General features: G+C 71.3%; 2 protein-coding genes. Both read left to right on the forward strand.

Annotation, left to right across the window (positions count from 1 at the left end):
• The first annotated feature begins 64 nt into the window (after positions 1–64).
• Positions 65–514, forward strand: coding sequence for a bacterial Ig-like domain-containing protein (locus ABZU52_RS32435; RefSeq protein WP_354974720.1), 450 nt, complete (start codon positions 65–67; stop codon positions 512–514).
• Positions 496–1,317, forward strand: a complete 822-nt coding sequence (locus tag ABZU52_RS32440) for a PIG-L family deacetylase (RefSeq protein ID WP_354974721.1) — start codon at positions 496–498, stop codon at positions 1,315–1,317. The genes ABZU52_RS32435 and ABZU52_RS32440 overlap by 19 nt, the downstream gene beginning before the upstream one ends.
• Positions 1,318–1,365 lie beyond the last annotated feature (48 nt).

Raw genomic sequence — 1,365 nt, forward strand, 5'->3', positions numbered from 1 at the left:
CCCACCGGGAGCGGGCCGACGACGGATACGCCATGGACGGCAGGCGGTGAGGCCCAGCTCGCGCGTGGCTTCGTCCTCCCGCTCGTGCGAGCAGGAAGGCGACGATCTCGTCGCGTACCGGTGTCTCCGTCGACGTCACAACTACGACCTGGCGGGCGGCGTGCTGCGCCGCGGGACCGTCTTCGCCCTCACCCAGGCGGAGCATGCCGCGATGCGAGGCGCCGACCCGACGAGCGTCGCGGTACGGACACCGCCGACCAGGACCACGTACGCCGTCGGCGAGCCCCTCGACCGCACGGGTCTCGTGGTCACGGCCGACTACACCGACGGGGTGCGGCCGCCCGGCCACGGCGGGTACACGGTCTCGGGGTACGGCCCCACCACCGCAGGGGCGCAGACCGTCATCGTGTCGTACTCGGTGGCCGGGGCGACGAGGACCGCCTCGTTCCCGGTGCAGGTCGTGGGGTCGTGGCCGGATGACCGTAGGGTGATGGCATGGCTGAGCGACCTCTGACCCTGATGGCGGTGCACGCCCACCCCGATGACGAGGCGACGAGCACCGGCGGCGTTCTTGCCCGCTATGCCGCCGAGGGGGTCACCACCGTGCTCGTGACCTGCACCGACGGGCGATGTGGGGACGGTCCGGGCGGGGTCAAGCCGGGCGAGGAGGGGCACGACCCGGCCGCCGTGGTGGCGATGCGCCAGGCCGAACTGGAGGCCAGCTGCGCGACGCTGAACGTCACCCACCTGGAGACCCTCGGCTACGCCGACTCCGGGATGATGGGCTGGCCTACCAACGACCAACCCGGCGCGTTCTGGACGACGCCGGTGGCCGAGGCGGCGGCCCGGCTCGCGGAGCTGATCCGGCAGTACCGGCCGGACGTGATCGTCACGTACGACGAGAACGGGTTCTACGGCCACCCGGACCACATTCAGGCCCATCGGATCACCATGGCCGCCGTCGAGCAGACGGACGTTCCGGCGAAGGTCTACTGGACCACGGTGCCGCGTACGGCGTTCGAGCAATTCGGTCGGATCATGAAAGAGCTCGGCGTCGAGTGGGCCGAGCCGGACGCGTCGGAGCCGCAGCTCGGCCTGCCCGACGACGAGATCACCACCTGGGTGGACACCAGCGCGTACGGCGCGCAGAAGTTCGACGCGCTGGCCACCCACGCCAGTCAGACCGAGAACATCTTCTTCCTGCAACTGGGCCAGGAGCGGTTCACCGAGCTGATGGGCGTGGAGACCTTCCTGCGGGTCCGGGACCGGACCGGCGCGCCGACCCCCGAGGACGACCTCTTCGCCGGCCTGCGCTGACCGGTCTCCCGCAGCGACACCCAGGGCATCGTCGGCCACCGAGCCGAC

Source organism: Micromonospora sp. NPDC005220 (assembly GCF_040607895.1).
Taxonomy (GTDB): domain Bacteria; phylum Actinomycetota; class Actinomycetes; order Mycobacteriales; family Micromonosporaceae; genus Micromonospora.